This window comes from Mucilaginibacter sp. UYP27 (assembly GCF_040547175.1).
Taxonomy (GTDB): Bacteria; Bacteroidota; Bacteroidia; order Sphingobacteriales; family Sphingobacteriaceae; genus Mucilaginibacter.
Genome location: NZ_JBEPPE010000001.1, coordinates 461,991 through 485,945, shown reverse-complemented (window position 1 = coordinate 485,945; position 23,955 = coordinate 461,991). Strand labels below are relative to the sequence as shown.

Genomic DNA, 23,955 nt, shown 5'->3' with positions numbered 1-23,955 from the left:
GAAACCTCAAAAAAATATCTTTAGATTAGCCTTTACTGACACAAGCATTTTATACATGATAAAAAAGCTACTCTTTGTTTTGATAGCCGCGCTCTGCGGTATCCCTGTTTTCGCGCAGCAGCTACAATCGCCCGAGCAATTTTTAGGATATAAACTTGGCGATAAGTTTACCCCGCACTACCGCGTAGTGGAGTATTTTAAATACGTTGCCGAAACGGCTAAGAACGTGCAATTACAGCAATTTGGCACCACAAACGAGGGCCGCCCATTGCTGGCGATGTTCATCGCAAGTGATGATAACATCAAAAGACTGGAAGAGATCCGCCACAATAACCTGCGTATTGCAGGGGTGGAGAGCGGCACAATCACGCCAAATTCGCCGGTAATTACCTGGCTAAGTTATAATGTACACGGCAACGAACCGGCATCGAGCGAGGCCGCGATGTGGACCTTGTTTGACCTTGCCGATCCATCGAACGCAAAATCGAAGGAATGGTTAACAAACAGCGTGGTAGTTATTGACCCATGCCTTAACCCGGATGGGCGCGACCGTTACGTGAACTTTTATAATTCGGTAGGTGGTATAACGCCTGATGCCAGCCCATTATCGCGCGAGCACATGGAGCCCTGGCCGGGCGGCCGCGTAAACCATTATTACTTTGATTTGAATCGCGACTGGGCATGGCAGGCACAAAAAGAAACGCAGGCACGTGTTGGCCTGTTTAACCAATGGCTGCCCGAAGTGCATGTAGATTTTCACGAACAGGGCTACAATAACCCATACTACTTTGCCCCAGCTGCCGAACCATACCACAAGGACATTACCCAATGGCAGCGCGATTTCCAGGTGGTGATAGGTAAAAACAACGCCAAATATTTCGACCAAAATGGCTGGATGTATTTTACCAAACAGGAGTTTGACCTGCTTTACCCATCATACGGCGATACTTACCCGCTTTATAACGGCTCGATAGGGATGACTTACGAGCAGGGGGGCATTAGCGGGGGGCTTGCGGTTGTTACCCGCAGCGGTGATACGCTTACTTTGGCGCAAAGGGTTTCGCACCATCACACAACAGGCTTAAGCACCGTAGAGGTTGTATCTGCAAATGCCCAAAAGGTGGTAGATGAGTTTAAGAAGTTTTATGATAACAGCCGCGAAAACCCACCGGGCCAATACAAAACTTACGTTATTAAAAACGACAATAATGAAAAGGTGAACGAACTGGCAAAAATGCTTACCCGCAATGGCATCCAGTTTGGTTACGGGCTGGCTAACAAGTCGGTAACCGGGTACAATTACTTTACAGGCGCTACCGAGCAATATAATGTAGAGCCGAATGACCTGGTGGTAAATGCCTATCAGCCAAAATCGGTATTACTGCATGTGTTGCTGGAGCCAAAAACCTTTATCCCCGATTCGGCAACGTATGATATTACCGCCTGGGCACTGCCTTATGCTTATGGGTTAAAAGCATATGGTGTAAAAGAATCTTATAAACCGGCCAACACGAACTCGAGCGTGGTTAAACCTGCTGCATTAACTAATACCAGGGCATATGCTTATGTATCGGCGTGGCAATCTGTTGCCGATGTCAGGTTTTTATCGGCTTTGCTAAAGAAGAATATCAAGGTACGTTACTCGGAGTTGCCTTTTGAGGCAAAGGGTAAAAAGTTTACCGCAGGCTCCTTATTGGTTACCCGTGCCGGGAACGAGAAAATAGATTTCGACCGCATAGTTACCCAGCTTGCAGCTGATATGGGCCACGAGATCACGCCGCTATCCTCCGGGTTTGTGGATAAGGGGTCGGATATTGGATCGTACGATGTAAAGTTCATTAAACAACCCCACGTAGCTTTGGTTACCGGCGATGGCATCAACTCGGAAGCGATGGGCGAGGTTTGGCACTTTTTTGAACAGCAAATTGGTTATCCCATCAACCTGATCCGTTACCAGGATATTAATCGCATTAAACTGGCAGATTATGATGTGCTGATTATGCCCGACGGTAGGTATAACGATCTTACAGCAGACAACCTGCAAAAGTGGGTTAGCGATGGTGGTAAACTTATCGCCTTGGAAAATGCGGTAGCATCGTTGGTTGATAAAAAAGGCTTCGATATTAAAAAGAAGGAAAGTAAAAAAGATGATAAGGCCGATCCGAAACCCAAGCCAAGCGTTAAACTTTATGCTGACCGTAACCGCGATGCTATCCGCTCCAGCATCCCCGGTGCTATATTTAAGCTGAATATGGACAATACCCATCCGCTTGGCTTTGGTTTCCCTAATTATTATTACTCGTTAAAGTTAAGCGATGATATTTATGATCTGCTTGGCGATGACAACTGGAATGTTGGCACTATAGAAAAGAATGGATATGTGGCCGGCTTTGCCGGTGTGCAATCCAAACAAAAAATAAACAACGGTATGCTGCTTGGCGTACAATCCATAGGCCGCGGCTCGGTAGTTTATTTGGTAGACGACCCGTTGTTCCGCAGTTTTTGGGAGAATGGCAAACTGCTGTTTAGCAACGCCGTGTTTATGGTAGGGCAGTAAGACAGTTTGCAGTGGGCTGTTAGCAGTTTGCTGATTATTATTAACCCGACCAAACAAAAAGCGATGAATTATACGTCCATCGCTTTTTGTTTTGGTGCGAACTGCCTACTGCAAACTTACCCCCCGCTTTTCACCCTGCCTTTTTCGTCTTCGGCACCGGTTTGGTGCTGACGGGCTTTTATCTTGTTATTGCCAAAGTTGTAAGTAAAGGTTATCCGGGCAATACGGGTTTCGTTTTTCTGCACCAGGTTTAGATTGGTGACCGAAAAGTTGGTACTCACCCTGCTTTTACGGGTGTCAAATATGTCGGACACCGCCAGTTTGATGTTCATCTTTTTCTGGTAGAACGAGTGGCTGATGCCGGCGTCTATCGCGTATTGCGATTTTATTTTGAAGATGCTATAGCTTTGGGCAGATTGATAATTGCCTGTCACTTCTAATTTATATCCCGGTACTATAAAGGTTTGCGTTGCACGGCCCTGGAAAGAGAACTGCCCGTTGTTTAGCGCCTGGCCCAAAAGCACGGGCGATTTAAAATTCTGGTAAAAACCATCCACATTAACGTTTCCCGTCCACCATTTGGTAATGGTGTAAGGCGTATTGATATTGATGTTATAATTATCGCGTGTTGCCAGGTTCTCGTTCGTTTGGAAGGTTGCCTTCTTTACGGTATCGGTGTACAAAACATCCACACTTGCATCTGTGGTGCGGCTGTAGCCAAGGGTTACGTTAACGGTTTTATTGTAGGTGTAACTAAGTTCGAAGGTGTTGGTGTACTGCGGTTTAAGAAACGGGTTGCCTTTTTCGTAAGTGTACTGGTCCAGGTAATAGATGAAGGGGTTAAGGTTATCATAGCTTGGGCGGTCTATACGGCGGCTATAGCTTAAGCCAACCTCATGCTTATCAGATAAAGTTTGGTTGATAAACAAAGTTGGGAAAAGGTCAAGGTAAGATCGGTGCACAATCTGGTCGTTCGTAATAAGGTTACCTGTAGATATGGTATTCTCGGCACGTAAGCCTGCTTGTATGGATGTTTTTTTGAAAGTTTTGCCAAGGTTTACATAAGCCGCGTTTACTTTTTCGTCATACACAAAACGGTTAGTACGCGATTGGTCGTTTACAAAAACACCGCCTTGTTTAATCTCGGCCTGCAGGTTGTTATCCGTTTTTACCGAACTGAATTTTACACCCGTTTCCAGTTTCAAACTTTTGCTAAGCGGGTAAGTATAATCAGCCTTGGCAGTATAAATGCTGATGGTTGATGGTGTTTGGTTACGCAAAAACAATGGTGGCTTTTGTGTGCTGCCATCTGGCAGGAAAAAATAGGTGTCGTAATTAGCGAAGGAGTTATTCTTAAATTTAGAATAATCAAGGTCAATACTTAGTTCCTGCCCGGTTGTATCTATTACCCATTTATCATTCAGGTTTACAGCGATGTTGCGGTAGGTTTGCTTGATACCGGTAAGTGTGTTCTGAAATGAATCTATCCCCATTGGTATCGAGCCGATATTGGTGCGGCTGCTATTGTTATTCACTTCGTTGGTGTAATCTCCGCTTACCACAAAACCCAGGGTATTAGTAGCCGATGTATTATAATCTGCACCCAAGCGGTAGTTGTTATAATGTACAGGCTTTTTCATTATAGTGTTCTGAGTGAAGTAACGCGTTGTTGGCCCGCTTACTACAGTACGGTTAATGTCCAACACATTTTGGCGGGTAATATCGCCACGGCTAAGCGTACCAAATAGGTTCAGGTTTCCTGTTTTATGGTTTATGGTTAGGCTGGTGTTGTCCCTAAAGTTTTTCCCGTAACCTGCGGCGGTTGTTAAGCTGCCGTTGGTGCCGCTTTGCTTATTCTTTTTAAGTTTTATGTTGATGATACCCGAGTTACCCGATGCATCGTACTTTGATGATGGGTTGGTGATCACCTCTATCGATTGAATGGTGCTGCCATCGGTAGACCTTAACATTGCTGCTAACTGGGTGGACGATAAGTAGGTAAGTTTATCGTTTATCATCACGGTTACGCCTTGCTTACCTTTAAGGGTGATGTTATCGTCCTTATCTATGGTAACACCCGGTGCGCGTTCCAGGATCTCTAAAGCCGAGTTGCCCGCGGCAAGTACACTATTCTCCACATTCATTACCGTGCGGTCAAATTTACGTTCGATAAGCGGTTTAGCCGAGGTGATGGTAACCCCCTGCAAGTCGTGGCTGGTTTGCTGCATGCTTATGGCCGGCGCGGCGGTGGCATCGCCAACAACATCAAAGGCGGGGCTAAAGGATGGTTTATAGCCTACATTGGTTGCTTTAACGAGGTATTTGCCTGCCGTAACACGATCGAAAACATATTTCCCGGCATCGTTTGTAAGCGTGCCTTTTACTACGGATGAGTCTTTCGCCCGCAAAAGCATGACGGTGGCATAGTCCATCGGTTTTGCCTGTTCGTTTAAAAGGTGACCGCTTACTGATGCAGGTTTTGTGCTTTGCGCGTTAGCAATATAACCGCAAGCAAGAAGCAGTATTATATATAGTAGTTTGTTGATATGAGATTTCATGGGTGTAAAAATTTAGGCAATACGAGCCCTGCGAAAGATCTTCTTTCGATTTTTGAACGGGCGTTAAAATTTGAATTATTGGGGCGGTTATATCGCCGGGCTATATAATATATTGTGTAGGTGTATGCATGGCTGTAGGTTTATGTTGTATGCGGGCAATATGCCAACATGTTGATGTCTTTGTTATAAGATGGTAAAAGGGTACTAAAGGTTACAGATAAATGTTAATTTATTAGCTGTGGGAACAGTATTTCTGCAATATCCTGATATATAAAGCTATGTGCATGGCCGGGGGTTGCCGCACGCGTTTTGTTTGATGCCAATGCCGTTTTTGTAGTATGCGGCAATGCATGATTTTTATGAGTAGATGAATTATAAAATGGTAATATAAGCCCGCTGAATAACAGCAGGCTTATATATTTTATGATGGGTTTCATTATTGACCGGCGTTTGCTTTTGCAGTACTATCTGCAATAACTTTTTGTTGCGGCGTTTGCGGGATAACCAGCGTATCCACCTTACATTGCAAACCGTTATCGGTCATAATAAATTTTGCAGGCGAATGGTCGTCGCGTTTGTTGGTGCTGTTGCAGCCGTAATAGTCAATATCCCTTAAAAAGCGGTCTATCTGGTCGTCAACAACAACTTTTGAATTTAACGGGATCCTGAGGGTTAAATGTAACCTTTGGGCGCGCCATAACCGGTCGTCTTGTTTTTCTAAACGGCGGTTAAATTTAAGAACGTTGCCTTCCTGCACAAACTGATAGTTGGTGCCACGTGCGTTGTAAAGGGCTTCCTGGTAATCGCTGCCACGGGCACTAAAAGATTCTACAAGAACGGGCTCAACCACGTCACTTTTCTCGATCGTGATATCTATGTTTTTATCGGGCATGTCCATATTGTTATCGTCGTCATCATCAAGGATAACACGGTTACCAAAATCCTCCTTAACCCTCAGGCGGATGCTGTCTTCCTTCGTCAGGAATTTAATATCGTTAAGCTTTAGGTAATAAGTACTATCGGCAGATGGTTTGATGTTTATGGTTTGGCTAAAGCTGGCGTACTCTTTAAAGTCCGCAGATGTTTTGGCGGTGTAATATATAACGATGCTTAACGCGATGATCCAGGTCATTAACAATGCAGATCCCGCGGTGCGGTTGATAACATTACCACGAAACACATAATGGATAAGTGTTAAGATAATTGCAAGCAAAGGTATAATTGACATTAGCAATGCGCAAACTATAAATATGTTATTAACGTGCTGGTTGGCAATGTTAAAAGGGAAGATGCGATAAATGCCCATGTTGAAATTGCCGTATGCAAAAGCAGATACGGTAACTATAATGAGTGCTATGATACCCGCGAATGCGCTTGCGATAAGTGCAATGGCTATCAGTTTGCCAAAAACCTTACCGGCACCGCCTAAAAAATTACCGAAGTGGGCAAAAATATCGCCGGCAAAATCGCGGGTTTTGTAAACAAAGGGGCGGGCTTCGTTATGAAAGTTGTGCAGGCTGCTTTTAACCGTATTCAACTCTTCTTCAAAGTTGTTTTTAAAACCCTGCAGATCCAGCTTTTGGCCTTTCATAGCCATGCGGTCGGCACGGGTAATGGCCTTAGGAACCACTATCCAAAGTATAACGTAAATTATAAAGCCGGTGCCAAAAAACGCTACCGAAATGGCAAATAATAAACGTATCCAAACCGGGTTGAAATCAAAGTAGTTAGCTATGCCCGAGCATACGCCGGCAACCAGGTGGTCGTCCGGGTCGCGGAACAGGCGGCGGGGCTCGTTGCCATAGGTGAAAGCTTGCTGTGCATGCGGTTTTGCGCCGTCTTCCTCTATTTCAAAATCCTCTACCGAGCCCATTTGCTCAACAACGGTTTTTACATCCTGTATAACAATAACCTGTTTGCCCTCTTTAAGCAGGGTCTCGTTAAACATTTCGGCAATGCGGTTCTCAATATCGGTTGTAATTTCCAGGCTATCTGCCGAGTTTAGGAAATGGCGCTGCACATCGGTCATGTAGCTTTTAAGTATCTCGTAGGCATCCTCCTCTATATGGAAAACGATGCCGTTTATATTGATGATTATGGTCTTATTCATGATGGGGTGGTGATTTGTTGTTTATTAATTGTTTCTGTTGCCAATTGCGGTTTCTACGGCAAAGGCCAGTTCTTTCCAGGTGCCATCGAGCTGTTCCAGCACCTTACGGCCTTCATCACTAAGTACATAGTACTTGCGTGGCGGCCCGGATGTTGATTCCACCCAGTTGTAAGAAAGTAGGCCATTGTTCTTTAATCGGGTTAATAAAGGGTATAACGTACCCTCAACCACAAGCAAGCGGGCTTTCTTAAGCTCAGCAATTATATCTGATGCGTAGATCTCGCCCTTTGCTATAACGGAAAGAATGCAGTACTCCAGTATGCCTTTCCTCATTTGGGTTTGTGTATTTTCAACAATCATAATGCAAAGATATATGTTTTGGAATGTATTATGCAATACATAGTACTGTATTTTTTATCTTTTTTAATTTTTTTAAAATATTTTTATGAAAAAGCATCTTTTTTTACTTTTTTATTTGATTTATTGATAGTGGAACACTACTTTTATGATTAATTAACTATTAACTGATCTTATTATTAACAAACATGAAAAAACTTCTACTAGTAAGTTTGTGTTTCCTGATGTTATGTGTAACGCAGGTGTATGCACAAAATCGTACAATTACTGGTACAGTTACTTCAAAGGATGACGGTTTGCCGTTACCGGGAGTAAGTGTTACAGTAGCCGGAACTACAATTGGTACTCAAACCAATGCTTCGGGAAAGTTCTCCCTAAATGTGCCGGCATCGGCAAATTCACTTCGGTTCTCATTTATTGGTTTTTCAACCATTCAGGTTCCTATTGGCGCCAGCGGAGTAGTAAATGCAAGCCTAAGCTCAAGTGCAAGCCAGTTGAGCGAGGTGGTAGTTACAGCGGGTGGTATCGAAGCTCGTAAAAAAGAGCAAGGTTATGCATCAACAACAATTAAGCCGGCAAGCTTAACGTCTACCAAACCGGTAAACGTTATTTCGGGTTTAAATGGTAAAGTTGCAGGTTTGCGTATCAATGCAACAAGCAGTGGTGTTAACCCTAACTACCGTGTTGTTTTACGTGGTATGCGTTCATTAACCGGTAACAACGATGCATTGATCGTGGTAGATAACGTTATTGTTCCTAACGCAATTTTGAGCAACCTTAACCCTGAAGACGTTGAAGACGTTCAGGTATTAAATGGTGCAGGTGCTGCCGCGTTATACGGTTCTGAAGCATCCAACGGTGCGGTTATCATAACTACCAAAAAAGGCCAGAGAGGTCAAACTTCTGTACGTGTATCTAATACCACTACAATTGAGCAGGTTTCTTTCTATCCTAAATTTCAATCTGGTTTTGGTTCTGGTTCTAACGGTAATTATCAGGTTTATTTACCATATGAAAACCAGCAGTATGGCCCTGCGTATGATGGTACTGTAAGGCCGGTTGGTTTACCATTGGAAAATGGCGATCAGCAAACGGCGGTTTATTCATACAAGGATGCAAAAAACAAATTCTGGAAAAACGGTTTAACCAATCAAACTGACTTCAATTTGTCATCTGGTAACGAAAATTCTACCATTTATGTTTCTGGGCAGTATGCTGCAGTTACCGGTACAACTCCCGGCGACAAATTTAACCGTACTAACTTAAGGGTTAACGGAACTCAGAAAATCCTTAAAAATCTTAACTTAAATTATAGCACAGGTTATACTCAAAACCGTTACGATATTACGCAAGCAACGGCTACTATCTATGACAACTTGTTGAACAGCCCTGGGCAGTTAGACATAACTGATTACAAGGACTGGAGAAATAATGAGTATGCTAACCCAATAGGTTATTTCAACGCATACTACAACAACCCCTACTTTATTGCTGATAACAACCGTCGTAAAACGAGGAATGATTATTTGGTAGGGAATGTTGAAATGAAATACAATCCATTAAAATGGTTAGATTTCACTTACCGTGTTGGGATTACCACCCAAAATACAACAGAAAAAACAACTGTTGACAAGTTTGCCTTTAGCGATTACAATAAATCTCAACCAGAGCAAACAGGTACTTACAAAATTAACGATATCTTAGGTTCTAACCAGGATTATTCGTTTTACCAAACCCGTATCAATTCAGATTTCCTGATCGGTATGAGGCAGAATGTAAAGGATTTCAGCTTTAAATTAACATTAGGCGCAAGTATACGTAACGATATACAAAAAGATCTTAGAGCTACTGTCAACGGTTTAGTTGTACCGGGTTTATTTAACTTAAGCAACAGTACCAGCGTACCAACAGCAACGTCAAACTATTACAATGCTCATCAGCAAGGTATTTATGGTGACTTTACTGCCGGTTACAAAGATTACTTATTCTTACACGTTACCGGTCGTAATGATTGGGTGTCTATTTTAGCACCAAATAACCGTTCATTCTTTTATCCGGCCGCCGATGTATCTTTCGTAGTTACAGATGCATTTAAAGAATTGAAAGACATCAGAGGTATTGACTTTATTAAACTACGTGGTGGTTTATCTAAAGTGGGACAGGTTAACTTAGGACAAAATTTTGGCGCATACCAGTTATTGCCAACATTTAGCCAGGGTGCGGGTTACCCGTACAGCGGCCAGGGTGGCCTTACTTTAAGTAACAGCCTTGTTTCACTTAACTTAACCCCGGAGATCACTAAAGGATGGGAAACCGGTTTTGATGCCAACTTCTTTGGCAACAGGGTAGTTTCTAAGTTTACCTACTTTAGTACCAAAACAAACGCACAAACCGTTCGTACCGGTGTATCCAATGCTTCCGGCTTTAATCAGTACCTTACTAACGTTGGTTTAACCAGTTCAAAAGGTTTTGAAGCTGCTTTAAGCGTCACTCCTTACAAAACTGCCGATTGGGATATCACAGTAGGTGCTAACTACGCCCATACAAATAATAGGGTAGAATCAATCAGTGCCGATGTGCAACGTATAAATTTAGCGTCATACACATCTGGTGCAGGTTCTTATGCAGTTGCCGGAGAAGCATTCCCGGTAATATTAGGCCATGATTACAAACGCGACCCTCAGGGCCGTATCATCGTAGATGCTCTTACCGGTTATCCTAATGCAGCTGACGAAGTTAGTGTGTTAGGAAATGCGCAACCTAAAGACATATTAGCGGTTAACTTATCAGTTAAGTACAAAAGTTTACGTTTTTCAGCTTTAGCTGAATATCGTGGTGGTTATAGCATCTACAATGCTGGTGCAGGTGGGTTAGATTTCTCGGGTTCATCATATAATAGTGGTTTTTACAACCGCGATCGTTTTGTGATCCCTAACTCTGTTTACCTTGATGCAGCTACAAACACTTATGTTCCAAATACAAACATTACTGTACGTGATGGTGGTACCGGTTACTGGACTGATGATCCACGCTCGAGCATGGATATCAACTACGTGTACTCTGGTGCATTCTGGAAAATTCGTGAGGCTTCATTAGCTTACGACTTACCAAAATCATTATTAGGCAAAACCAAAGCTATTAAAGCGGTTACTGTAAGTGTACAGGGACGTAACTTATTCTTATTTGCCCCAAAATCAAATGTGTATACAGATCCTGAATACAGTGATGGTGACGGAACAGCAGGATCAAGTGGTAATGCTATCGGTTTAACCAATTTAGGACAAACACCTCCATCTCGTTATTTTGGTGGTACTATCTCCGTAACTTTTTAAGTAAATTATCATGAAAAAAATATTTAGTATAGCTTTAACGGGCATTTGCCTGTTTTCTGCGACATCTTGCAAAAAATATCTGGATGTCAATGATAATCCTAACTTGCCAACAGCGGCAACGCCGGCTTTGGTGCTTCCACAAGCTCTGACAGCTACTGCAGCCCTAATTGTTAATACAGGAGATTTCAATACATATGGCTCTGAATTAAACGGTTATTTTGGTAACGCCGGCGGTTTTGGTAGCTTAGGCCCACTTATTTCTTACGCTTTTACAACCGGTGATAAAAACGGCTTGTTTAATAATACGTATGACAATTTGGAAGATTATCAATACATTATTGATAACCCGGCTTCTAATTCAGCATATATTGCAATAGCTAACGTAATGAAGGCATATGACTTTCAATTATTGGTAGATACTTACAACGATGTGCCGTATACCGAGGCATTAAAAGGGCTTGGTAAATTACAGCCAAAATATGACAAAGGTGCAGACATCTATAAAGATCTTGGAGATAAGCTTGATGCGGCAATAACAGTTTTAAACACGGCAGCATCAGAGAAAACATTAGAGAACGCTGATGTTATGTTTAGAGGTGACCTTAAAAAATGGGCGCAATTTGCGAACACATTGAAATTGCGCTTGATCCTTCGTGCAGGTGGTAAAGTTAATTTTACGAAACCAACGCCGGATGCTACTGCAGGTTTTTTAACGGCGGATGCAGCGGTTAATCCAGGTACCAAAATTAGCCCTATTGGTTACACAAAAGTTTTAGGCAAACAGAATCCTTTATGGGATAAATGGGCATTTTCTGAAACTGGCGGGGCCAGGACAGCAGGTGCGGTATATCTGGCATCCCCATATTTTCTTGCGTTTTTCGATGGTACTAAATTGGTTGATGATAACCGCGGTCTTGCATACTTTTTTAACTACAATGGTACAAATACAGCTAAAAACAGGTTGGGCTATACAGAAGCAAATGCCCCCAAGGCACCAACCCCAGTTTTCTTTTACGCAAACTCGGCCAGGGATGAGGGTTACATAGGTGTTTTGAAAGGTGAAACACAAGACCAGCCGTTAATTTTGGCATCAGAAAGTTACTTTTTACAGGCCGAAGCTAACGTTAGGGGTATTGTGACAGGTACTGCTGCAACGAATTTCAACGCCGGTATAAAAGCCTCTTTCACATATTTGTATACAAATGCAAATAATACAGTGGTTGGGCCGGTTGATGCAGATTATGCTACCTATCTTGATGATAATAGTGGTAGCAGGTTAGTTAATTTTAATTTGGCTACAACAACCGAGCAAAAAGTAGAAGCAATTATTACGCAAAAGTATATTGCTCTTGCATTCCAATTTGGTCATGAAACCTGGAGCGAATATCGAAGAACCGGATATCCGGCTATTACCGGTAACACCGCTACTACCACTTTTGCTTCAATTGTATCACAATCTACAGCGCCGGATAAGTTGCCAACCCGCATATTGTACCCGGTATCTGAGTTTACTTATAACAGTAGTAACGTGCCGAGTGGTATCAGTCCTTACACCTCTAAAATTTTCTGGGCTAAATAAATTTTAATAGTTAAATTTTAAAGAAATGAAAAAATATTTAAAAATGCTCCCTGTTTTAGCCTTGGTAACAGGACTTAGTTCTTGTTTAAAGGATAAACCTATCATAGCAGACAAACCTCAAAACATTGTTGAGTTTTACACAACAGAAGGCTACCTATCTTCAGCAACTGCTGTTTATCCGGTGTATGGTAAATCATTTGTTATTGGCGAGGATGCCTCATTCGATGTAATTGTAAGTTATTCAGGTACCGAAACTGCCCCACAGGATATTACTGTAGAGGTTGCGGTTGATCCTGCAGCTTTAACAAAATATAATACCAAAGCAGCGGTTGATGGCGATCAGGAATACGGACAACTGCAGACAAATGTTTTCAGTATACAAAGTGGAACTGTTGTAATTAAAAAGGGTGAAAGACGTGCAACTTTAAAAGTTAAGGTAAAAATTCCTGCTGATTTTGACTTTGACGGTTCATATGCATTGCCGTTAACCATTAAAAAAGCATCTACGGGAACCATTAGTGGTAACTTCGGTTCTGTATTATATGCTATTGGCGGTAAAAATCAATATGAAGGGGTCTACCATAGCACTGGTGTAAGGGTTCACCCAAGCTTGGGCCCATTCCCTTTCGACACCGATGTAACCATGAATACCGCGGGTTCTAAAGGTATTAGTGGCGACGCATTAGCTGATTTGGGGCCAAACCTTAAGATCATTGTAAATGCTGACAACTCGGTATCGTTATCAAGTACTGCACAACCTTCAGTAGCCTTAACGCCAGGCGGTGTCAACAAATATGATCCTGCTACAAAAACGTTCACATTGACGTATTTCTACAATACCGGTGCGCCGCGTAAAATCACTCAGACGTTAGTAAAGAAATAATTTAATCTTTCGATTATAGTAAGGCATCCTATTACTATAGGATGCCTTTTTTTTGTGCATGCTAAAGAGGGACGGCGACAAAGTCATAATAAAAGCGAGTTCAGTTAGTGTGTTAACTAGCAAGGCATTATCTAATAACGGTACTTGAGCTAGATTCTACATATTCCGACACGCTTCCCGGCCCGAGCCGAGACCCATGGTGGTGTTAAGCCTACAGCGGTATTGTTAATTTCGACAAGATTAATTAGGCGCCAGCCAGCTCCAGAAATCGGGTATCGTAGCAGCACCTTAATATCTTTTCACGGTCGGCATCTTTGTAGAAAAATTTTTCATGGTCATTTCATGGCGCCGAATAAGTCACTTTCATGGACCACGTCTTATGATGATATAACCAACACGATATCGGTTAACAAAAACATTGATCTGATGTAATAATCTTTTCCAGTATGTAGCGACGCTGATACTTAAATGTCATATGGGATGAGTAAAAGTAGTACTCACCAAACCAAACGCCCCTGCGATTATTTTGGCGGAGGCTGAATGAGTGAGGGCGTTAAATTAATGATATTTTTTGAACTTAATTTTTCTGAGTTGAAGCTGCATTATAAAAACCATAAACTGTTATTTTATCTGCCTGTATTGTTGTTGAAAGCGTAACTGTACTCTTTACTTCTTTACCATCAACCTTGGCAGGGATAAAATCTAATAAGCCCGAAGAATTAGATCTAACGTAAACCTTTTTTCTTTCACTTGTACCGTTGCTTTCATAGTCGGCATAAACATCGCCAATTTGCCCGGTCGGCTCTACACTTATAGTATATTTTACATTTATATCAGATTTCTCTTTAAGTATCGTCGGCGGGATATCTTTGCTGTTGTAAAACGAAAGGAACGCCAATGTTGAGCCTCCAATCTTTACCGGTGCTTCTACTTCTTTTTTATCAGGCGCATTCACACTGTAGTCCATTTTTATAAATGAACCCGAATCCTGGTTGGTGTACAACATTTTTGATTTAGTATAATCATATTGCTGAACAAGTTTATTGTCGGGGTCGTAAAACATCCATGTACCTACTTTTTTATTATCCTGGTATTTGCCCCTAACAACAGCCCCACCGTCTGCATCAGTTACCATATACAGACCCTGTCTCAAATCTTTATTAGCAGCAGAAACGTGATATTGTTCGGTTAGATTTAGGGATACTTTTTTCTTTACTAGCTTATCTTGTGACATAGCTGCGAGTGGTGCAAGCAATAATGTTAATACTGTGATCTTTTTCATATAGGTAATTTTAATTGTTTTATAAATTTAAAAAAATTATTTAAAAAAGCCTAACAGTTAAGCTGGGGCTTGTATATTAATTATAGACTAATGTAAGGATACATGCTTTAATTTTCTGTGTAACGCTGGTTTAGGCGCCACCATATAAATGTAACGAAGCTTTTAGTTTAAAACAAGTATCATGTAGTTTATTTCTTATCTACACTATACTTGCCCGGCCCGATGAATAACAATCCTGCAAACATACTGGCATCTTCTATGGCGTGTGCCGCGCCCTGCAAGCCATCGCCCTTACCAAGGTGTGTAGCTGTTGCTACAATAAGGTTTATAACTAACAATAGGCATACGGGCCTAAACGCCAGCCCTACAACTATCAAAAACCCACCCAGGGTTTCTACCAAAGCCGCAGCAAAACCCCAAAATACCGGTGCGAAGTGGATGCCGACATATTTTGTTGATACACCTAACCCTGCCCATGCATTGGTGCCGCCAATTAATTTGGGATAACCGTGAAAGATAAACATTGCGCCTAAGCCAACGCGGATGATGAGCAAGCCCAGATCTTTATACTGCGATAATTTACTTAAGTATGCCATAGGTGAGTGTTTAAATTTATGAATAACTTATTTCTACGCCTTCTGTTTTAACGGATAGTTTTACAACCTTGCCCAGCACCAGGCTGCAATTATTTGATATATGCCCCGCCGGAAAATTAAAGCAAACGGGGTAATCGTATTCGGCTACCACATCCATTACAATCTCCGGCAATGTTTGGCCAAAGGGGATGTCATTATCTTTTAGATCAGTAAACCCACCCACAATCAGCCCGGAAAGGTTTTTAAGTTTACCTGCACGTTTAAGCGCACGCAGCATCCGGTCTATTGCGTACAGGTATTCGCCCACGTCTTCAATAAAAAGGATTTTTCCACTATAATCCATATCACTTACCGAATTAATTACGGCCAGCAGCAGCGAAAGGTTGCCGCCAATAAGGATGCCTCCGGCAGTACCCATGCGGTTTAGCGGGTCGGGTGCTATATGGTAATTCAGTTCCTCGCCAAACAGCGCTTTCCTGAGTGTTTCCAAAGAGTATGCCGATGCATCGGGGATATTCAACGGCATTTGCCCGTGTATGCAGGGCAAACTATAATTACTTATTACGTGCGAGTGTAGCAGGGTAATATCGCTGAAACCCACCAGCCATTTTGGGTTAGTTGCAAGTTTACCAAAATCTACCAGGTCTACCATGCGTATAGTACCATACCCCCCACGGGCACATATAATGGCTTTAATGCTGTCATCATCAATAAAGCGTTGCAAATCGGCAGCGCGTGTAGCATCATCACCGGCAAATTGATGGAAACTTGCGGTAACGGTATCGCCTAATATCACTTCCAATCCCCATGACTCAAGCAAATTAACCGCATCCGTCATAGGGATAGGCAGTTTTTTGGCGGGGCAGGTAATAGCAACCTTATCGCCTTTTTTTAGGTATGGTGGGGTAAGAGGGTATGTTCCGTTGGACGGCATAATTCCGAATAATTAAATTTGTGCTTTTGAGTGATCAACTTCCGTCTTCTGGCCGTACGGACTTTCCGTCTTACCGACTAAAAAGTTATCTTTGCAAATTAATAAACATCCCTGTTTAATGTCGCAACTTAATAAATATAAAAGATACACCATTACATCGGCTTTGCCTTACGCAAACGGGCCGCTGCACATTGGCCACTTGGCGGGCGCATACCTGCCGGCAGATATTTTTGTACGTTACCTGCGGCTAATGAAAAAGGATGTTGTGTACATCTGCGGGTCCGATGAGCATGGTGCTGCCATCACCATAAAGGCTAAAAAAGAGGGCACCACGCCGCAGTCTATTATTGATAAATACCACAACCAAATAAAAGATAGTTTTGAGGAATTTGGGATAGCGTTTGATATTTATCACCGCACCTCATCACCCATCCATCACGATCTTTCGCAAGAGTTTTTCCTGAACCTTTACGAGAAAGGGGAGTTCATTGAGAAATTCTCCGAACAATATTACGATGAAGATTTCGACCAGTTTTTGGCCGATAGATACATTACCGGCACCTGCCCGGTTTGCAGCTACGATAAAGCCTACGGTGATCAGTGCGAGAACTGCGGCACGTCGTTAAATCCAACGGATCTTATCGACCCAATATCGACTCTGAGTAACAAAAAACCGATCCTGAAACCTACCAAGCATTGGTACCTGCCACTGGATAAATACCAGCCCTGGTTAGAAAAATGGATAGATGAGAAAGAAGGTGAGTGGAAAGTTAACGTATTTGGACAATGCCGCTCGTGGTTAAAATCGGGCTTGCAGCCAAGGTCTATGACCCGCGACCTGGATTGGGGGATAGACGTTCCGTTAGAAGAAGCCAAAGGCAAAAAACTTTATGTGTGGATGGATGCGCCGATAGGCTATGTATCTGCCACCAAACAATGGGCTATAGATAATGGCAAGGATTGGGAACTGTATTGGAAAAAACAACCCAATACCGAAGATGATGCCTGCCTGATGCATTTTATCGGTAAGGATAACATCGTGTTTCATTGTATCATCTTCCCGGCAATACTTAAAGCGCACGGCGATTATATTTTACCGCAGAATGTACCGGCCAACGAGTTTTTGAACCTGGAGGGCGATAAGCTTTCCACATCCCGCAACCACGCGGTTTGGCTGCACGAGTACCTGGAAGAGTTCCCCGGCAAGCAGGACGAACTGCGTTATGTACTAACATCGATATTACCAGAAACCAGCGACAGTGAGTTTACATGGAAAGATTACCAGGCACGCGTAAATAATGAATTGGTGGCCATTTTGGGTAACTACGTTAACCGCGTAATGATACTGATGCACAAGTACTACGATGGTAAGGTAGAGAGTGATAGTGCTATTATCACGTTAACCGATGCTAAAGTAGATGCCGAACTTGGAGGTTACTACGACGATCTGGGTAAAAACCTGGAAAGTTACCGTTTCCGTGCAGCCATGCAGAACGTGATGGATATGGCACGCCTTGGCAACCGTTACCTTACCGAGCAAGAGCCATGGAAGACAATTAAAACTGACCCAGAGGCCGCTAAAGCAGCCTTACATAACAGTTTAATATTAATAGGCCATATTGCAACTTCCCTGCAGCCATTTTTACCGGCAACTGCAACCAAGATATTTGGTATGCTAAATTTAGATGCGGTTACATTTGACCAGGAACTTGAATTTGCCAACGGCCATCAACTTAACCCGGCTGCTTTGTTATTTGAGAAGGTAGAGGATGAGGCAATAGAAAAACAAGTGCAAAAACTGGCTGATAAAAAAGCGGCATCTGCCGTTGTGGTAACACCCGTTATAGCACCTGCAAAAACCAATATCACTTTTGATGAGTTTGTAAATATGGATATCCGTACCGGGACTATTTTAACCGCCGAAAAGGTTGCCAAAACTAAAAAACTTTTAAAGCTGACGATAGATACCGGGATAGACCAACGCACCGTAGTATCAGGCATCGCAGAGCATTACGAGCCCGAGGCCATTATTGGCAAGCAGGTAAGCATACTGGTAAACCTGGAACCAAGGGAGATAAAAGGCATCATGTCGCAAGGGATGATCCTGATGGCAGAGAATGCTGAAGGCAAGCTAAGTTTTGTTGCCCCGGCGGATGAAATGCCAAATGGATCAGTAATACGATAAGCCACTATGCAGATGTACAAATTGGTTTGACTAACTCATTCAAAATTTGCACCTTTGCAATTCTTTAAATACCGGTCCTGTAGTTCAACGGATAGAATAGAAGTTTCCTAAACTTTAGATATGAGTTCGATTCTCGTCAGGACCACTAACTTTTACTGAAATCCGCGAAATTCAACGTAATTTTGCGGATTTTCTTTTTTTCACATACAAGATTCCATACAATTCTTAAACATAGGTAGTATATAGACTATCCAACATTTCTAAACGCTGCCGTCATAGCTGTTGCTTTTTGATCATCATCGATTTTATTGTAGCGCGCGAATGATGATATCGATTTATGTCCAGAGATGGAGCGGATTAATTCTGAATCAACACCTTTTCTGAACATATAAGAAACAAATGTCTTTCTACCCATATGTGTTGAAATTAAATCATACAATGGGAACACCTTTTCAATTCTTTCACTACCTCTATATCTAACTTTGCTAATTGGCCTATCAAGCCCAGCCTCTTTGCCAATGTCTTTGAGGTAATCATTCATTTTTTGATTACTAATAACAGGTAGTGCCCTTGTACCTAATATGTTTTTGTACCTATTCAAAATAACCAAGGACTCCGGAATTATTGGAATGTTGATGCGGCTTTTAGTTTTTACGGAGGTAATATTTATAAAACCACCAATTATATCAGTCCTCTTTAAATTTTTTACGTCGGAGTATCTAAGTGAGGTAAAACAACAAAAGCAAAATACATCTCTTACCTGACGCAGATAATCTTGTTTTATTTCCAAATTATATAAATTTGTTAACTCGTCTGGGGTGAGGATAATAATCTCAGCCTCTTGAGTGCGTATTTGAAATGATTTATAATTAAGATTTTTGTTGTACCCCAACTTAGTGGCCCAGTCTAAAAACCATTTTAAGATCTTAATATTTTTAGATATAGTACTATTTATATGTTGTTTCTTTACTTGAAAGTACTCTACATATTTATTAAAAAAGGCGTTATCAATCACATCGAAGTCAATACTTATTTTTGCTTTTTGACTAAACTCCCATAGGTGCTTTCTGTTTTTGCTTAATTTTTTGACGGTGGCAACACTTGCCTTCAATTTGTAGCCATCGATAAATTCATCATATAATGCAAAAAGCGATTTTTTGTTAATTATCTTATCAGCATTTAAAATATTTTTTATGTAACTGGCTGTGGGTTGCAGGTTAGCAATTTTAGCTTCTCTATATATTTTCTGTATTTCGTCACACTTTGTTTGGATAAGCATATTGATCTCCATGCTACCTGTTACGCTTGGTTTTACCCTGTGATTTTTTGCGTCCCATTTACTTGCATCGATGCGCTCACCTGTTGATACCCAAGTGCGCATGCCGTCAAATGTAACATCTATTAATATAGGTACATTTTTAACAATTAACTCGCCTGTGTTTTTGTCTTTTCGAGTTTCCAATTTAGGAGTTGTATTAGCCATTATTTTATCTAAATTTTAATTAATTTATTGATTATTTATATATAATATATTAATAATCAATTAGTTGCAAATATAGTCATTTGAAATTATTGGGCAATAGTGGGGTGATCTCGATATGTTGAGTGAACTTTATTCGTGAAAAATTTGAAACCTTGTTTTTTGTTATTAAGATTTGACCGAAAATTTAGAGCCTTTTTTCATACGGTAAAATTAAGGCCTTGATTCATTTATGATTGGAAGCTTACACAATGTAGCGAGCCGCCAAATTTGGCTAATTCGTCGCAATTAATACTTAACACGTTAAATCCCTGGCTCTCCAGCCATTTTCTATTCATCCAATTATACTCTATTTGAACGTTTTTATGTAATGTGTATTCAGGCATAATAATGCAGTCATTAAACCGGATGTAATTAACATACACACCACGTGCAGAAAATAAACAACTTCTTGTTTTTTTGTTTTTACAGGCGCATTGTATTGGTTCATTTACTGGGTTATCAAAAATAGGTAATACCTCAAACCCATTGTTTATGGCTACTGATTTAAGCATTTTTACGTATTCAATATCCTGCTTCAAGTGCGATAGTTTTGGATATTCACTAATAAATATAGTGTCTTCGTCTTTGAACGCCATATAGCCATCAGTATGCCCTATAACATCGTAGTAACTTCTGCCGACTACAATCGCATCTAATCCTGTATAATACTTCACAATGCCTTCAATGTCCTTGCCGGGATTGTCTTCATATACCTTTTCGGTCATAAACACCTTTTTGGTATTATGCACAAAATTACCACCATCGATGTTTAATGGTACATCTATTATCTGTGATGTAAATGCTTCCGCTAATGCTTGTTTAGTTAGCTTATTCAGGTACTGGTAATACTTCGTTTCTTTAGCTAATGTGCAGTAATTGGGTGAGTAATTAAATTTATAGATTTTGTCTCCTGCGAATACTCCCATGCAGTCCCTCAGCCATATCTCGTCAAAGTAATTAATAACTATTGTGGCAATGTTAGGCTTATGTCTAAACCTGGCTTCTAATTCTCTCGCTACTTTTTTAGTATTAGTAATTACAAATAATTTAATATCCCTTGGTATTAATTCTATTAACTGATCATAGAAATTAACCAAGCTTTCGTATTCGTTTGAAAAGCCTTTTGGATAAGCTAAAAAGAGGTTATTAGATTTGCTAAAATCTGCCTTTAACATAATAAATTCGTCAAAAAAAGACGCTCCCTTGCGAACGTAAAAAGGAGGTTTTTGAAGGCAAAATCTTTTTTTATCCTTCTAATTTTAATAATTATAGGTTGTATAATTACTTTGGTAAAAGTATATGATTGTTAAATTGGAAATATTGTAAAATAGGGGAATTATGGCCTATTAAGTTAACCAACTCTTAAGCTTTTGATGGTGCCCCCATCTATCTCCACAAATTCATTATGAACAGTTCTAAACGTCCAAAAATTGGTTTTAAGGGAACGGTTAATATCCTCTTGATCTTTTTTGAATACATGAGCGGTTATCCTACTTCCATCGTTATAAGTTACCTCAGTATATTTATTCTTGCTATGATCGGCAATTTCGTGTGATATGTAATCCAGTATCTTTGTAGCTTCCATATATTTGATAATTTAAAATTATAATTAAAATATAACAAATTATAATTTAATTACCCAGCCAGCCGGCGTTTTATAAGTGTTGTTTTTTATTTTTTCAAAATTTATATTTTCATAATCCTCATTCAGAACTTTACCAAGTTCGTAAGTAATTAAATAATCTCCTCTGTAGTGTAATCCTAATATTTTTAACTTGATTTTTTCTATTGCTTTAGCAGGAGGTACATACTTGCTATTAAATTCAATTTCATCATCTTTTATCCTTGCCACGGATATACCTTTCGTAAAATTCACATCAACATTGCTTACAGTTAGTGTTACATATTTTACATTGACACCGTTCACAGTAATGGATGGCATATCAATTTTACAAGCCCAAAGTAATGACCAATAATTAACATCTTTATCATTGGTTATTGTTTGATGTTTTTCTGTTTTCCTGTAATCTGCATCATCGTAATATGTACTCCAATCAATATTATAGTTACGTGTGATAGACCAACTTGGATTAAAGTTCGATTTATCTATGTTATCATAGAAGTTTTGGAATGAGGGAATATATTTATTTCCAGCTTTAATAACCCGAATCAATTCCGCCCTTAGTTTAAGCTTAAATGCTTCATAAGTATCAGGTGCTGTTTTTTCTACGTCATAAACCTGTGTATTAATACTCGTGCTTTTTTTCTGCGCAGACTCTTTAGGCGATAGATTTATTACACTTATTGATTGGTCAGGATTTATTTTAAATTCATCAACTCCGATAACATCGTCTTGTGAACGACCATCTTTATAATATGTCATAGCAAAACTTGCAGTTATTCTGCCGTTGAACTGTGATACCTCTAATCTATTTAGTGAATATTCATTGCCAATCCCTCTTATTTTACATTGTGATACCTGGCTCATTATCTCTTTACTATTATTAAAGTATTTAGAAATATATGAAGTTAATTCAGGTGAACACATTGCCCCTAAATTTAAATTCTTCGTAAGGGCACTTGAATTACTAATGCTTGAATAATAGGCAATAACTGCTTTTAAACTTACGCTTACTGTAGCCATAAGTTTATTATTAACTTTTTGATTTAAATAAATATCATTCAGTTCGCTATACAATACTTTATCTTCTTGTTGTGCGAAACCTGTATAATCAATTGCCTTGGTAGGGTCAAACGGTGAGTTGTCGTTAGCCAATTCTCTTATTTCTTCCTTTTGTTGTCTAAGTGCTGTTAATTGTCTTTGTATATTTACAGGTATTGGATTTATTGCTGAACTTCTAATCTCTTTAGTAGCTTGTTGATTTGCAGATAAATAAATAATGCTGTAGGCTTTATCATCATCACCAAAATAATATTTACCAATGTGAATGTTGTTCTTACTCATTGCAATAGCCAATTTATCGATAGAGATAGTAGCATACTGAATTTGGATATAGCTTAATTTACCCTTATCCATTATGTAATGGGTGCAAAAATCGGCTGTTTCACCTAAGTCAATCATTGGAACATTTTCTTGACAAAATATAACATCGCTTATTTGGCCATTTTTATAGTCCGTGCGATAATCTTCTCTCACTTGGTGATAGCCCTGGGCTCTATAATAACTTTTTACTTGGTAGTCGATTTGTTGTTTAACCGTTTCAGCATTTTGTCCTATGGTTTGGCATAAAACAGTTATTGGGCTAAATGATAATAAGATTGCGAAAAGTTTTTTAGGGAATTTTTTAATCATAACGAACAGATTTAGTTTTGTATTTGTCCCTAAATACATCTACAAAAAAACAAGCGTGGGACTGTAACCAATCGTCTGCTTTAGAGGTACTCGGATACCCGAAACACAAGACAAAAAGTTACGCCCACGCTTTACCGTAGGCGTCCACTTTTTATTCACTTGCGCTTCTTGAAGATTCCGAGTTTTCTAAAGCAAGAATAAAAGCTAACGCTCTATTTTATTTATAATTAATATTCTATTTTTATTTATCCATTTGTTCTTTTTTACGAAATTAATAATCTTTCCCGAATTTAAGTCGAAGAGGTTTTTATCGGGCATTAATGTCGTATATGATTTACCGCTGCAATATGTGCTGTATATGGCACTTACCTTAATTTTTCAATAAGGGTTCCGTCTAAAAAGGAAATTGCAATATAGAGGCTATATAAAAGCAAAAGCCAGAACGAAGTCCGGCTTTTTATTGTTCTTGCTTTTAATTTTATAGAAACTCTTTACCAATTTCGTCCAAATATTTATTAGGGTCTATAGTTGTTGCACTAACGATTGTAATTTTATTATTTGTAAAATCTGGGTGTGCTTTCAGTATAATGTTTATAAAATCCTCGTGGGGGTTGTCAAAGTTGGGCACCTTTAATTTGTTTAAATCTGATTTTTCGTTAATCCATATTTGTCTAAGAATGTCTATTTTATCGTCTAACTGAATGGAATAAATGATTTTAATTAAGTGATTCATGTTTTTTATTTTTA

The 23,955-nt window shown here is 40.2% G+C and carries 17 protein-coding genes and 1 tRNA gene; 6 read left to right on the top strand and 12 right to left on the bottom strand.

Annotated elements, in window-relative coordinates; translation table 11 throughout:
- Nucleotides 1-55 precede the first annotated feature (55 nt).
- Nucleotides 56-2,557, top strand: a complete 2,502-nt coding sequence (locus ABIB39_RS02145; protein WP_354426959.1) for a M14 metallopeptidase family protein — start codon at nucleotides 56-58, stop codon at nucleotides 2,555-2,557.
- Nucleotides 2,558-2,673: 116 nt separating this feature from the next.
- On the opposite strand, the gene ABIB39_RS02140 is transcribed toward ABIB39_RS02145, so the two are convergent.
- The 4 genes from ABIB39_RS02140 to ABIB39_RS02125 form a co-directional block, all read right to left on the bottom strand.
- Nucleotides 2,674-5,115: an outer membrane beta-barrel protein gene (locus tag ABIB39_RS02140; RefSeq protein WP_354426958.1), complete on the bottom strand. Its 2,442-nt coding sequence runs from the start codon at nucleotides 5,113-5,115 to the stop codon at nucleotides 2,674-2,676.
- Nucleotides 5,116-5,339: 224 nt separating this feature from the next.
- Nucleotides 5,340-5,552: a hypothetical protein gene (locus tag ABIB39_RS02135; protein WP_354426957.1), complete on the bottom strand. Its 213-nt coding sequence runs from the start codon at nucleotides 5,550-5,552 to the stop codon at nucleotides 5,340-5,342.
- Nucleotides 5,552-7,225 carry a PspC domain-containing protein gene (locus ABIB39_RS02130; RefSeq protein ID WP_354426956.1) on the bottom strand — a complete coding sequence of 558 codons (1,674 nt, stop codon included), beginning with the start codon at nucleotides 7,223-7,225 and terminating at the stop codon, nucleotides 5,552-5,554. Before ABIB39_RS02130 ends, ABIB39_RS02135 begins: the two co-directional genes overlap by 1 nt.
- Before the next feature lie 24 nt (nucleotides 7,226-7,249).
- Nucleotides 7,250-7,585: a PadR family transcriptional regulator gene (locus tag ABIB39_RS02125; RefSeq protein ID WP_354426955.1), complete on the bottom strand. Its 336-nt coding sequence runs from the start codon at nucleotides 7,583-7,585 to the stop codon at nucleotides 7,250-7,252.
- A gap of 185 nt (nucleotides 7,586-7,770) precedes the next feature.
- Here ABIB39_RS02125 and ABIB39_RS02120 point away from each other — a divergent pair, with 185 nt between their 5' ends.
- The 3 genes from ABIB39_RS02120 to ABIB39_RS02110 are packed head-to-tail and all read left to right on the top strand — an operon-like array spanning nucleotide 7,771 to nucleotide 13,376.
- Complete coding sequence (locus ABIB39_RS02120) at nucleotides 7,771-10,914, top strand: SusC/RagA family TonB-linked outer membrane protein (protein WP_354426954.1); 3,144 nt, start codon at nucleotides 7,771-7,773, stop codon at nucleotides 10,912-10,914.
- A gap of 10 nt (nucleotides 10,915-10,924) precedes the next feature.
- Entirely contained in the window at nucleotides 10,925-12,493 is a 1,569-nt protein-coding gene (locus ABIB39_RS02115) for a SusD/RagB family nutrient-binding outer membrane lipoprotein (protein ID WP_354426953.1), read from the top strand.
- Nucleotides 12,494-12,518: 25 nt separating this feature from the next.
- Nucleotides 12,519-13,376 (top strand): BT_3987 domain-containing protein, encoded by an 858-nt coding sequence (locus tag ABIB39_RS02110; protein ID WP_354426952.1) that lies wholly within the window; start codon nucleotides 12,519-12,521, stop codon nucleotides 13,374-13,376.
- 577 nt (nucleotides 13,377-13,953) lie between these two features.
- On the opposite strand, the gene ABIB39_RS02105 is transcribed toward ABIB39_RS02110, so the two are convergent.
- The 3 genes from ABIB39_RS02105 to ABIB39_RS02095 all read right to left on the bottom strand — a co-directional run bounded on the left by ABIB39_RS02105 (nucleotide 13,954) and on the right by ABIB39_RS02095 (nucleotide 16,188).
- Nucleotides 13,954-14,658: a toxin-antitoxin system YwqK family antitoxin gene (locus ABIB39_RS02105; RefSeq protein ID WP_354426951.1), complete on the bottom strand. Its 705-nt coding sequence runs from the start codon at nucleotides 14,656-14,658 to the stop codon at nucleotides 13,954-13,956.
- A 188-nt stretch (nucleotides 14,659-14,846) separates the two neighbouring features.
- On the bottom strand, nucleotides 14,847-15,254 hold the full coding sequence (locus ABIB39_RS02100; protein WP_354426950.1) for a DoxX family protein: 408 nt from the start codon (nucleotides 15,252-15,254) through the stop codon (nucleotides 14,847-14,849).
- A gap of 16 nt (nucleotides 15,255-15,270) precedes the next feature.
- On the bottom strand, nucleotides 15,271-16,188 hold the full coding sequence (locus tag ABIB39_RS02095) for a S66 peptidase family protein (RefSeq protein ID WP_354426949.1): 918 nt from the start codon (nucleotides 16,186-16,188) through the stop codon (nucleotides 15,271-15,273).
- Between the two features lie 118 nt (nucleotides 16,189-16,306).
- On the opposite strand from ABIB39_RS02095, the gene metG reads away from it, so the two are divergent.
- Both metG and ABIB39_RS02085 read left to right on the top strand, forming a co-directional pair.
- Nucleotides 16,307-18,373, top strand: a complete 2,067-nt coding sequence (metG, locus tag ABIB39_RS02090) for a methionine--tRNA ligase (protein ID WP_354426948.1) — start codon at nucleotides 16,307-16,309, stop codon at nucleotides 18,371-18,373.
- Nucleotides 18,374-18,446: 73 nt separating this feature from the next.
- Nucleotides 18,447-18,518, top strand: a tRNA-Arg gene (locus ABIB39_RS02085).
- Nucleotides 18,519-18,620: 102 nt separating this feature from the next.
- Here the strand turns inward: ABIB39_RS02085 and ABIB39_RS02080 are convergent.
- From ABIB39_RS02080 to ABIB39_RS02060, 5 genes are all read right to left on the bottom strand, one after another.
- Complete coding sequence (locus ABIB39_RS02080; protein WP_354426947.1) at nucleotides 18,621-19,856, bottom strand: site-specific integrase; 1,236 nt, start codon at nucleotides 19,854-19,856, stop codon at nucleotides 18,621-18,623.
- Between the two features lie 227 nt (nucleotides 19,857-20,083).
- Entirely contained in the window at nucleotides 20,084-21,070 is a 987-nt protein-coding gene (locus ABIB39_RS02075; RefSeq protein WP_354426946.1) for an agmatine deiminase family protein, read from the bottom strand.
- Nucleotides 21,071-21,246: 176 nt separating this feature from the next.
- Complete coding sequence (locus tag ABIB39_RS02070) at nucleotides 21,247-21,480, bottom strand: hypothetical protein (RefSeq protein ID WP_354426945.1); 234 nt, start codon at nucleotides 21,478-21,480, stop codon at nucleotides 21,247-21,249.
- 39 nt (nucleotides 21,481-21,519) lie between these two features.
- Complete coding sequence (locus tag ABIB39_RS02065) at nucleotides 21,520-23,208, bottom strand: hypothetical protein (protein ID WP_354426944.1); 1,689 nt, start codon at nucleotides 23,206-23,208, stop codon at nucleotides 21,520-21,522.
- A gap of 478 nt (nucleotides 23,209-23,686) precedes the next feature.
- Entirely contained in the window at nucleotides 23,687-23,941 is a 255-nt protein-coding gene (locus ABIB39_RS02060; RefSeq protein ID WP_354426943.1) for a hypothetical protein, read from the bottom strand.
- Nucleotides 23,942-23,955: the final 14 nt, after the last annotated feature.